General features: G+C 58.1%; 6 protein-coding genes and 1 riboswitch. Of the genes, 5 read left to right on the forward strand and 1 reads right to left on the reverse strand.

Features of this window, described 5'->3' with window-relative positions; all coding sequences use genetic code 11:
- Positions 1–80 precede the first annotated feature (80 nt).
- The 4 genes from ACLCGK_RS29225 to ACLCGK_RS29240 all read left to right on the forward strand — a co-directional run bounded on the left by ACLCGK_RS29225 (position 81) and on the right by ACLCGK_RS29240 (position 7,335).
- Positions 81–884, forward strand: coding sequence for a hypothetical protein (locus ACLCGK_RS29225; RefSeq protein WP_410952241.1), 804 nt, complete (start codon positions 81–83; stop codon positions 882–884).
- On the forward strand, positions 881–1,048 hold the full coding sequence (locus ACLCGK_RS29230) for a hypothetical protein (RefSeq protein WP_232880758.1): 168 nt from the start codon (positions 881–883) through the stop codon (positions 1,046–1,048). The genes ACLCGK_RS29225 and ACLCGK_RS29230 overlap by 4 nt, the downstream gene beginning before the upstream one ends.
- 99 nt (positions 1,049–1,147) lie before the next feature.
- Positions 1,148–1,912, forward strand: a complete 765-nt coding sequence (locus ACLCGK_RS29235; RefSeq protein ID WP_410952242.1) for a hypothetical protein — start codon at positions 1,148–1,150, stop codon at positions 1,910–1,912.
- Between the two features lie 671 nt (positions 1,913–2,583).
- Positions 2,584–7,335, forward strand: a complete 4,752-nt coding sequence (locus ACLCGK_RS29240; RefSeq protein WP_410952258.1) for a S8 family serine peptidase — start codon at positions 2,584–2,586, stop codon at positions 7,333–7,335.
- 115 nt (positions 7,336–7,450) lie between these two features.
- Here the strand turns inward: ACLCGK_RS29240 and ACLCGK_RS29245 are convergent, their stop codons facing one another.
- The gene (locus tag ACLCGK_RS29245) at positions 7,451–8,887 is read right to left on the reverse strand and encodes a TolC family outer membrane protein (protein ID WP_003258125.1); all 1,437 of its coding nucleotides are present in this window, start codon (positions 8,885–8,887) and stop codon (positions 7,451–7,453) included.
- 160 nt (positions 8,888–9,047) lie between these two features.
- Positions 9,048–9,154: riboswitch (TPP riboswitch) on the forward strand.
- 153 nt (positions 9,155–9,307) lie between these two features.
- Between ACLCGK_RS29245 and thiC the strand changes: the two genes are divergently transcribed.
- Complete coding sequence (gene thiC, locus ACLCGK_RS29250) at positions 9,308–11,188, forward strand: phosphomethylpyrimidine synthase ThiC (protein ID WP_015272025.1); 1,881 nt, start codon at positions 9,308–9,310, stop codon at positions 11,186–11,188.
- The last annotated feature ends 28 nt before the right edge of the window (positions 11,189–11,216 follow it).

Below are 11,216 nucleotides of genomic sequence, written 5' to 3' on the forward strand. Positions count from 1 at the left end.
AAATTTCGAAGTCGCTTATGATTTGTCTGAAGCTCAGTTGGCCTAGTGCCTGATATAGGTAGGCTGGCTCTAGGGGGGTAATGGTTACGTTCAAATATTTTTTGTTTTTTTTGAAGGTGCTGCTCGGGAGGCTGAGTGCGATTGGCAATTTTTTTGGTCGTGTGTTGTGGCGCCTCAGCAAGCTATTGTTATTTCTAAGTATCGTCTGGCTGTTGGTTGCCGTTGCTACTACCTCGACTTGGGCACCCAAGAAATTCACTGCCTCTAGTCCAATGGTATGTGGAAAGATCTCAGGTGTTGTTTATGAGCTTCCTAGGAGATATGTAATCTATTGGCCGGAATATGAAGGTGAAAGTTCCTGGGAGCCGGGTTTCGTAAACAACAAAAAAGGCTGTGGTGCAAATTTGGTCTCGCTCTATATGGCAATGAGTTGGCCGGAGATGCAGCCTGTCCCTTACGGTGAGGCAACATCTTTCAGTTTTGGTGGCGTGACCGTTGCCGTCGAGCCCTGGGTTCATGGGGCGACCGGGTTAGAAAAGAGACTCAAAAGTTATCTTCGGGCAACCCCGATAACGGCGTTTGAACAGGCAGGTTACGAACCAAACATTGGAATGACATATGTAGAGGGTGTCAGTAGAGTTTTTCCTGGAGATAAGCAGGACTTTTTCTGGCTGGAAAAGGATGGGCGCATGCAATACATAGTTTATTGTGTAAGGGCGTATGATGAAGATAATTCTTACTGCGATTTGAAGTTTGTGCTTTCTGGTGGGGATGCTCTTGTGAGTGTTAAGTTTCTGCGGGGTAAGCTAGGGGAGTGGAGGAGTATGGTAAATAGAGTTGAGGAATTTCTAAAGCGAAGTGTAAAACAAGGAGAAGGTAAATGATCAGGCTCGAGGTTGCAGATATTGAAGAGGCGAGTGTCGCTCTAGAGGGTAAGGGGCTGTCAGCGATTTACGACCTGTTGGCTGCAAATGGAGATAAATATGCAGAGCTCGCTCAGGGGGGCGTAGGAGATGAAGAGTTGCCACTTGCTGCGGGTATGACATAGCGGGCGGAGGTCGTTGTAGATAGGCGCAGAATTATAAGTTACTTCCTGGGCCCCATGCGGTGGCATATGCAAGAAAGCTTGAAGGAGCGCTGAGTGATTATGAGGAAACTGTTCTTTCGGTTTTGCCTGTGGGCTTGGAATTTTCTAAGAGTTTGTGCTGCTGTACTCTTATTGATTCCCGTGGTCGTGATGATAAGTGTGGCCTGGAAAAGTGAGCCGTGGAAGAAAAGGGAGAGGATAGCCGTTGATCCTATAGTATGTGGGAAAATATCAGGGAAGGTATACGAATTTTCAAGGTTGTATTTTCCGTTCTGGCCAGAGTACGAAGGAAAAAGCTCTTTTGATCCTGATTTTGTCAATAACAAAAAAGGCTGTGACGCAAGTCTTGTATCTGTTTTTTTATCAATGACCTGGCCGGGACTTGCTCCGGCGGACGATAGCTTGGTGTTTAGGCAGGGCTTGGAGCATGAAGGGTTATTGGTCGCTGTGGCCCCGATAACTGCAAGAGAGGGAGATTTACGACTTAAGCTCGAATTTCTTCTGCGGAAGAGCCCTGCAGAAACAATAACGGTTGCTGAATACGATGAGTCATACAGCCTCTATCGCGTAGAGGCGCGTGACGCTGTCTTTGAAAATCACAAGAAGCTTATCTACTGGGAAGGCGAGCTCGATGATATGACTTCTGTGGGGTATTGCGACTGGCGGCCAAAAATACCGAATTACTATTCATGCGAAATGACTTTCGTGGTGTTCGGGGACGTACTGGTCAAGGTGATAATGCGCCCTGACAAGTTGGGGCAATGGTTGAAGGTTAGACGCTCAGTGGAAGAGTTTTTAATTGCTAGTATAAAGCGAGGTGAATAATGTCTGGGTTGACCAAGGAAGATTTAGAAAAGGCGCGTAATATCTTGGATTCCAAAGGTGTTGGCGATATGTATGATTACATGGCTATGAAGGGGGATCGATATGCGATACTTGCCAACGGCGTTGCTAAGGGTAACTCCATAGCAGGGTTGGCTGCTATAAATTTCATGAGGAGAACTGAAGCAGATGCCGGGCGTCCCATGAGTGAAGCAGATGTAGAGCAAGTAAGGTTGGAGATGGGAAAGGCTTATCTGGAACTTCAAGAGCGCAGGGTGAGCGAAGGGAGGGCTGGTGGTGATCCAGATCATATGGAAGTTTGGACATTTCACAGTAAGGTTTTTGAGGGTCTAGGCAGATCGAAAGATGCCTGGACTCTGAATGCTGTATTTGAATTAACCTATCCGGAGCGGCGTGAGTCATATTGGAAAGAGGTACTTGACGCGGCGGGAAGCCCTGTTAGTGAGCTATGGTTGTCAATTCGAACTGATAGTATCATGGCTAACACTACTGCAATGGCTCCGGATGATTTACGTCCCCTGGCCAAGTATTGGAAATCCCGTATTGACTCGCCGGGGGCCATCGCATCGTTTCTTTATTCGATAAGCGAGGTTACGGGAAATGGCTTGGCCAGTGCGATATCCGAACTCATAAGTACTGAAAAAGTAGAACCTATGGATTCATCCTTGGATATCGAAATTACCCCCGCAACTGAATCCCGTCGCGACCTCCAAGGCCAAGATGACATCCGCAACGACGTCTCCAGCGGCTACGTCAACCGCCGCCTGACCCACAGCATCGCTTTCACCGACAGCACCCTCGACAACACCGACTTCACCTCCGCCCAGTTGGGCAGCTTGACCACCGGGGGTATCCGCCCCGGCGAGATCCAGCTCGACCCCAACGTGCGGCCGAACCAGCACCTCGCCCAGTTCTATCGGGAGGGTAGCGAACAGCCGGACTTCAGCCTGCGTAACGCAGTGGTGCTCAACGGGCTGGCGGCGATGACCACGGTGAACACCTTCGTCGACCCTCTGTTACTCGATCTGAGCGGGCAAGGTGTGGGCTTGGCCGGTATCGAGGACGGCGTGCTGTTCGATGTCGATAACAGCGGTACGTTACGTCGTACAGGCTGGGCAGATCGTGTGACCGGGATGCTGGTACATGACAACGGCACCGGGCAGGTGAGCAACATCAGCCAACTGTTTTCCGAATACTACGGAGGCAAAGCCGGTAGTGATGGCAGTTCCGGCGAAACACCGTTCAAAGATGGCTTCGCCGCCCTGGCAAGCGTGGACGCCAACGCCGATGGCAGTATCAACGTTGAAGATGCTGTCTGGGCACAATTGAAGGTGTGGGTCGATGGCAACCACGACGGGCGTGCCGATGCCGGAGAATTGAAGGCATTGCAGGAGCATGGCATCAGCCAAATCAAGCTCGGTCAGGTCGAGCCGGTGGGGGAAGCACGTCAGGGTAACCAGGTCATCTCCCGCAGTGCATTCACCGTCAATGGCGAGGACCGGGAAGTACTGGCGGTGAGGTTCCTCGCCGATACCGTCGGCAATCGGATCGAGGCCCAGGGGGATGGTACGGTACTGACTTCATCAAGTGGGCCCACTTCCCGGCGGGCTTATATCAGCCAGAGTCCTCAAGGCAGCACTCTGGACGCCGCTGCGCTCGGCGTGGACACGCTGTACGGCGCCGCAGGCGATGATGTCTTGACCGCAGCCCCGGGTGGCAGCTGGCTGGTCGGCGGCGCTGGTAGCAATACCTATCACGGCGGGGCGGGCGATGATGTATTCGTGATCAGCGCCAGTGACGATTGGGCGAACATGCACGGCAATGGCGGGCGTGACACGGCGCTGATCGTGGGGGAGCAGGGCGTTGGGCTGAACATGGCCAAGGCCGGGTTGACCATCGCGCAAGGAGGGCGGGGTAGGGACATCATCGCCAGCGGCGGTCAACGCGGAGTTTTCATCAAGGGCGGCTCGGGCGATAGCTTGCTGATCGGTGGCGGTGGCAACGATGTGCTCGTCGGTGGCAGCGGCCGCAACGACATCATTGGTGGTACCGGCAAGTCCGTTATCTACGCAGGCCCAAATGGTGATCGCATCCAGGCCTCGGCGGGCGGCAGCATTATTTACGCTGGTGGTGGCGCGGATCGGATTACGGGTGGGGCGGCCGATGACGTGATCGAAGCCGGTCGGGGCGATGCCACGATCGATGGAGGCGCGGGAACCAACTTGGTCAGCTTGCATGGTGCACACGACGAGTACCTGATCACGCGTACCGAATCGGGTCACCAGATCACCGACACCGTGGCGGGGCGAGACGGCCGCCTGACCGTGAGCAACATCCAGAAGCTCAGCTTCGCCGATATTGCCGCTATCGATCTTCTCGGCGCGGGCGCCATGCCAATCGGCGACAGGCTGTTGCCTGAGCAACTGGCTACCTTCACCACCACTGACATCGCGCTGATAGTCCCTGCGACGGCGCTGCTGGCCAACGACCAGCCATTCAACAGCAGTGGGCCGTTGCGCATCGCGTCGGTCAGTGCTGGGAAGGGCGCTACAGTGCGGCTGAACGAGCAGGGTGATGTAGAGGTCACGCCGTTGCCTGGCCATGACGGTGATGTCAGTTTCCGCTACGACCTGGTCGATGCGGCCGGCAACGCCTCCATAAGTGTTACCGAGGTGGGCAGCGGTGCATCGGCGCCCTTGCGCGCGACGGTAACGTTGCGCCATGAGCAATCGCCTGGTGACCCGCTCTCTGGGCGGCAGTGGTATCTGGACGAGATCGATGTCGCGCCAGTATGGCGTGACTTCACGGGCAAGGGCGTGAGGATCGGGCAGTTCGAGCCTGGCGGTGAATTTGCCGTCGCGCCGGAAATCTTCGATATCGAGCACCCCGATCTCAAGCCGAATATCGACCCCATCTGGCTGCAAACCCAACGTACCAATGGCACGCTGGCTGCCCTGGCGTCCAATCATGCCACCCAAGTGGCGGGTGTCATGGTTGGAGCGCGCAATGATCAAGGGGGAATCGGCATTGCATACGATGCGACGATCGGCGGGCACTACCTGGCCAACAAAGGCGACGACCTGACCAACCTGGGGCAAATGGTCAACTACGACATTGCCAACAACAGTTGGGGGTTCAAAAAGGACTTCGCATTGGGGAATGTACCGGAAGGCAAGGTCGATACCGCTCTGGCGCTCGCTTTCAGTACTACGCTTGCGGCCACCAATGGTCGTGGCGGGCTTGGCACCATCGTCGTCGCCTCTGGCGGCAACCAGCGCGACAAAGGTGGTAGTGCGCAGGGCTCGCTGACCAACAACAACCGTCACGCCATAGAAGTAGCGGCCATCAATGCAAAGGCAGACCTCTCGGTGCTGCAAGCTGCCACTGCACCCTTTTCCAACCCAGGTTCCAGCTTGCTGGTCGCTGCACCAGGCAGCCATGTGTTGTCCACTGGCGTCAGCCTTGAAGCGGAGCGCGGTGCATCGGTGGGCAGCGCCTATAGCACGACCCAGGGCACCAGTTTCGCTGCGCCGATTGTATCAGGCGTGGTGGCGTTGATGCTGCAGGCCAATCCGGGGCTCGGTTATCGGGATGTCCAGCAGATCCTCGCACTGTCTGCGCGCAAGGTGGATGACGCATCCACCCAATGGGCCTACAACGCAGGGCGCAACTGGAATGGCGGTGGCATGCACACCAGTCACGACTACGGTTTTGGTATGGTCGACGCCCGTGCGGCTGTGCGTCTTGCCGAGTCATGGGGTAGCCAGGCGACCAAGGCCAATGAACGGGTGCTGACCGCTGCCAGTGAGCCGCTTGCCCACCAGGTTGCGGCGGGGCAGGTCGCGACTTTGTCCTTGACCCTGCCGGCTGATGTGCTGGTGGAGCATGTGGAGGTCGATATCCATTCGATGGTGGGCCGTCTTGGTGACATGACGCTCACGCTGGTGTCGCCTGGCGGCACGCGAAGCGTGCTGCTCGATCGCACGGGCAAGGCACCGGGCTCCGGTGATGACGATCTGGGCGATTCGCGCTCAGGAGCGTTCAAATATGGGTTCATGTCGACCCATCATCGCGCAGAGCGCTCAGCGGGGGAGTGGAAGCTCGAGGTGCGCAATGCCGATGCTGGTTTGCCGTTGACACTCGATCGCTGGACGTTGCGCCTAGTTGGCAGCCCCGGCACCATCGATGATACTTATTACTTCACCGATGACTATGCGAACCTGGTGGCAGAAAACGCCGGGCGAGCGCTGCTTGACGACGCAATCAGCGGCACCGCTGGCGGGCGTAATACGTTGAATGCGGCTGCGGTAAGTCGCAGTATTTCGGTGGATTTGGCCAGCGGCAGTGCCAATATCGCCGGAGTGGCGCTGACCATAGCCTCTGGTTCGGTGCAGAACCTCATCAGTGGCGACGGCGACGATACCTTGATCGCTGGGCCCACCGGGGCATTACTGGATGGTGGCCGTGGATACAACCTGCTCAAGGGCGGGGAGGGTACTGACCGCTATGTTATCCACAGGCGTGCAGCCGGAAACGATGTACTCGAGCAATTCGAAACTTCGCGTGAAGTGATCGATCTGGTCGGTTTTGGTGGTTTAGGGTTTGCTGACCTGCAGATGCGACAGGACGGCAATGCGGCTGTGCTAGACCTTGGCGATGGGCAGAAGCTGACGCTTGCGGGCAAACCGATCGCCGAACTGCAGCCAGCGAACTTCCGCTTCCTTGACGCATTCACTGCTGCGCCAGGTTACTTCGAGGGCAGCCCTGAAGTGCAGGCGCCCCCGCCTGTCAACGCGAATGTTCTGCTTACCGGTGGTGCAGATGGCGTGTCGCTTACAAGCGACGAATCGGGGCAGTTGGTGGCTTCTCTGGCAGGCACGATCTATGCCCCGCCAACGGTTGCGCCCAGCGTGTTCCTGGTGACAAAACAAGAAGGCGTGAGCGATTACAGGAACACCTTGCGGGGGTTCCGGCACGGTATCGACAAGATTGACCTCAGCCAGGTAGGCATCAGTCGCTTCGAGGATCTGCAGGTCAGCAAAGTCGAGCGCTTCATGCTCAATGACTTTGCGCAGATTCATGGTGTGGCCGTTGATACCCAGGCAGTGCCGGGGCAGGAAGGTATCGTGAATATACTGTACCTGGATGCGCTCGAAGTTGCGCAAGTGACAGCGGAGGACTTCATCTTTGCGCAGCCGGCAATAGTCACCTCTGAAATGGTTGCCATGCCTGAGGCCTTGGCCCTTTCAGCGGGGGCATCTCTGTTTGCTGTCGAGCACTCGCTGCCGAGCCTGGGAAATCTTGTTGATGCAATGGCTGCGTTCGCCCCTGAGCCGGCTGGCTCTGCGCTGATCGGGGATATGTCGGTTCAACGCATCGACTCGACGATTGCCGTAGCAGCCTAGTCGCTGTCCTGTAGCGGCTGGAGTGATATTTGATGGCCCTATCGCCGGCACGCCAACTCCCCCAGGTTACCCCGCGGTGGGAGCGGGCTTGCCCGCGACTGGTCCAACACCTATCTCAAGGCCTGCGCTCGAAGTTCTTCGCCGCTGCAGCCGCCAGGTCCGGCGGCAGGAAGTCCTTGTCCGGGTTGTAGTCTGGCTTCAGGTACCGCTTGAGGTCCTGCAGGTCCTGCGGGCTCAAGGTGCCGGCTGCCTGCTTGAGGCTCAGGTTGTCGAGGATGTAGTCATAGCGGCTGTTGTTATAGTCGCGCACCGAGGTGTAGAGCTGACGCTGGGCGTCAAGCACGTCGACGATATTGCGGGTACCCACCTGGTAGCCGATCTCGGTGGCTTCCAGCGCGCTCTGGTTGGAGATGATCGACTGCTTGCGCGCCTGCACCTGTTCCACGTCGGTATTCACTGCGCGGTGCAGGTTGCGGGTGTTTTCCACCACCTGGCGGCGCAGGCTTTCACGCTGCTGCTCGGTCTGGCTCAGGCGCTGGTAGGCCTCGCGCACCTGCGAACTGGTCAGGCCGCCGCTGTAGATCGGGATGTTCAACTGCAGGCCGATGCTGGTCTGCTCGACGTCGCCGCTATAGCGCGTAACGGGGGCCGGCGCGGGATTGGTGAAACCGAAGTTGTCGTTGTCACCCTTCTGGTACTTGGCAACTGCGTCCAGGGTCGGCGCGTGGCCGGCCTTGCGCTGGCGCAGGGTTTCCTCGGCAGCGACGACCGCGTGGTTGGTGGCCAGCAGGTTGAGGTTCTGGCGCCCGGCGGTTTCGACCCAGGCCTTGGCGTCGTTGGGCGTAGGCACCTGCACTGGCAAGGTATGGACCACGCCTTGAATCGATGTGTATTCCCGGTTGGTCAGGGTCACCAGGGCCTCGAAGGCATCCTGTACCTGGCGCTCGGCAATGATTCGGTTGGCCCGCGCTGTATCGTAGCTGGCCTGGGATTGCAGCACGTCGGTCTTGTCGGAGAGGCCGACGTCGAATCGTTCGTTGGACTGGTCCAGCTGGCGCTTGAAGGCCGCTTCCTCGGCCTTGGTCGCGGCCAGGTTGTCCTGGGCACGGAGCACGGCGAAGTAATTCTGCGCGGTTTGCAGGATCAGGTTCTGCTCGGTCGCCGACAGCTCCAGCGCCGCCTGTTCGTTGACCGCTTCGGCTGCCTGCAACTGGAACCAGCGATCAGCGCGGAATATAGGTTGCGCCAGGGTTGCGCTCCAGGTGTTGCCGCTGCGGTTGCTGGTGGCCGATGGTTCGTCCAGCTTGGTGCGGGTGTTCAGCATTTCGGCACCGGCCGACAGGTTAGGCAGCAACCCGGCGCGAGCCTGCGGTACCACTTCGCGGCGGGCGCCGTAATCGGCGCGGGCCGCAGCCAGGTCAGCGTTGTTGTCGACCGCCTCCTGATAGACGCTGACCAGGTCGGTTTTCACTGTAGTGGGCACGTCCGCTGCCCAGACCACTCCGTTGGACGCACAAGACACGGCTATTGCCAGTGAGAGTTTGCGCAGCATAGAGGCAATCCTTGTACGAAATTTAATTACTGAACTGTTGAGTATCGAGCGACGGGCCAGTGTAGTGCCATGCGCACCCGGCAACAATCGCTCGGGGTGCCTTTCATCATCCGCGCATTTACCTGCTTGGCTTTGCCGACCACTCCAGTCTAGACTGCGCATGTTCTTGTCGGGGTGCCTTGAAGCAAAGGCTGAGATCGCAAAGTTGCGGATCCCGTTGAACCTGATCAGGTTAGCGCCTGCGTAGGGAACAAGATTGCTCGCCTTCCCGGGGAGCCTCTTGTGCCAGGTCCGGGAATGTCACAGCTGCATGCAGCTTCAGGCACCCCAAATCCGGCACTGCACCCATCAAGGGTGCGTCCGCGCCTTTCAGGTTCACCCCGACATTCCACTGCTAGGAAGCCGTCTGGAGAGCCTGTGATGACCAAACAAGAAAAAGCGATCAACCTCAGCGAATCGGCACAAGTCGATCAGCAGTCCGTGCAACCATTCCCGCGTTCGCGCAAGGTGTATGTCGAAGGTTCGCGCCCGGACATCCGCGTGCCCATGCGTGAAATCAGCCTGGACGACACCCCGACCGATTTCGGTGGCGAGTCCAATGCCCCGGTGCTGGTCTACGATACTTCCGGCCCGTACACCGACCCCAACGTTGTCATCGACGTGCGCAAGGGCCTGGCCGATGTGCGTTCGGCGTGGATCGAGGCACGCGGTGACACCGAGCGCCTGGCCGGCCTGAGCTCCGACTTCGGCCAGCAGCGCCTGAACGATGCCGAACTGGCCAAGCTGCGTTTCGCCCACGTGCGCAACCCGCGCCGTGCCAAGGCTGGTGCCAACGTCTCGCAGATGCACTATGCCCGCCAAGGCATCATCACTGCCGAGATGGAGTACGTGGCCATCCGCGAAAACATGAAGCTGCAAGAGGCACGTGCCGCTGGTCTGCTCGACGAGCAGCACGCCGGCCACAGCTTCGGGGCCAACATCCCGAAAGAAATCACCCCTGAGTTCGTCCGCCAGGAAATTGCCCGTGGCCGCGCGATCATCCCTGCCAACATCAACCACCCGGAAGTGGAACCGATGATCATCGGCCGCAACTTCCTGGTGAAGATCAACGGCAACATCGGCAATAGCGCGCTGGGTTCCTCGATCGAGGAAGAAGTGGCCAAGCTGACCTGGGGCATCCGCTGGGGTTCGGACACGGTCATGGACCTGTCCACCGGCAAGCACATTCACGAAACCCGTGAGTGGATCATCCGCAACTCGCCGGTGCCGATTGGTACCGTACCGATCTACCAGGCCCTGGAAAAAGTCAACGGCGTGGCCGAGGACCTGACCTGGGAGCTGTTCCGCGACACCCTGATCGAGCAGGCCGAGCAGGGCGTGGACTACTTCACCATCCATGCCGGCGTACTGCTGCGTTATGTGCCGCTGACTGCCAAGCGTGTCACCGGTATCGTCAGCCGTGGTGGCTCGATCATGGCCAAGTGGTGCCTGGCACACCACAAGGAAAACTTCCTGTACACCCACTTCGAAGAAATCTGCGAAATCATGAAGGCCTACGACGTCAGCTTCTCGCTGGGCGACGGCCTGCGTCCCGGCTCGATTGCCGACGCCAACGATGCCGCGCAGTTCGGTGAACTGGAGACCCTCGGCGAGCTGACCAAGATCGCCTGGAAGCACGACGTGCAGTGCATGATCGAAGGACCCGGCCACGTGCCGATGCAACTGATCAAGGAGAACATGGACAAGCAGTTGGAATGCTGCGACGAGGCGCCGTTCTACACCCTCGGCCCGCTGACCACCGATATCGCTCCTGGCTACGATCACATCACCTCGGGCATTGGTGCGGCTATGATCGGCTGGTTCGGTTGCGCGATGCTCTGCTACGTCACGCCCAAGGAACACCTGGGCCTACCAAACAAGGATGACGTGAAGACCGGCATCATCACCTACAAGATCGCCGCTCATGCCGCCGACCTCGCCAAGGGCCACCCGGGTGCGCAGATCCGTGACAACGCCTTGTCCAAGGCACGCTTCGAGTTCCGTTGGGAAGACCAGTTCAACCTCGGCCTGGACCCGGACACTGCCCGTGCCTACCACGACGAGACCCTGCCTAAGGAATCGGCCAAGGTCGCGCACTTCTGCTCGATGTGCGGGCCGAAGTTCTGCTCGATGAAGATCACCCAGGAAGTGCGTGAATACGCCGCCAAGATCGAAACCGTGGATGTGACGGTCGAGCAAGGCATGCGTGAGCAGGCCGAGCGGTTCCGCCAGGAAGGCAGCCAGCTGTATCACAAAGTCTAAGTCGCAGCGCTGACCCCTGTAGGGGCGG

This window comes from Pseudomonas sp. S1(2024) (assembly GCF_046557535.1).

Coding starts and splice junctions, on each gene's coding strand:
- thiC (WP_015272025.1), top strand. CDS start 9,308: ATGACCAAACAAGAAAAAGCGATCAACCTCAGCGAATCGGCACAAGTC.
- ACLCGK_RS29240 (WP_410952258.1), top strand. CDS start 2,584: ATGGATTCATCCTTGGATATCGAAATTACCCCCGCAACTGAATCCCGT.
- ACLCGK_RS29225 (WP_410952241.1), top strand. CDS start 81: ATGGTTACGTTCAAATATTTTTTGTTTTTTTTGAAGGTGCTGCTCGGG.
- ACLCGK_RS29230 (WP_232880758.1), top strand. CDS start 881: ATGATCAGGCTCGAGGTTGCAGATATTGAAGAGGCGAGTGTCGCTCTA.
- ACLCGK_RS29245 (WP_003258125.1), bottom strand. CDS start 8,887: ATGCTGCGCAAACTCTCACTGGCAATAGCCGTGTCTTGTGCGTCCAAC.
- ACLCGK_RS29235 (WP_410952242.1), top strand. CDS start 1,148: ATGAGGAAACTGTTCTTTCGGTTTTGCCTGTGGGCTTGGAATTTTCTA.